Source organism: Paraburkholderia sp. SIMBA_030 (assembly GCF_046535245.1).
GTDB lineage: Bacteria > Pseudomonadota > Gammaproteobacteria > Burkholderiales > Burkholderiaceae > Paraburkholderia.
Window position 1 is genome coordinate 1 of record NZ_JAWRXB010000647.1, and the last position, 268, is coordinate 268.

Genomic DNA, 268 nt, shown 5'->3' on the forward strand with positions numbered 1-268 from the left:
CTCCGGGACGGTTTCGTCATCGATGATCTCTTCCAACCAGGCGCCATCAGCCTCACTTACAGCCACCTCGACAGGATGATCGTCGGCGGAATATCTCCGGTCGCAGGTTCGCTGGTTATCGATCAGGTCGCGGAAACCGGGACCGCCACGTTCCTCGAGCGCCGCGAGGCAGCCATCGTCAATATAGGCGGGCGCGGGACGGTCACCGTTGGCGGCACGCCATATCCGCTGGAGTTTCAGGAAGCGCTTTACGTCGGGATGGGCGAGG

The 268-nt window shown here is 62.3% G+C and carries 1 pseudogene; it reads left to right on the forward strand.

Going from position 1 to position 268, the window contains the following annotated elements:
• A pseudogene (locus SB772_RS41545) lies at positions 1-268 on the forward strand (5-dehydro-4-deoxy-D-glucuronate isomerase); the annotation flags it as partial.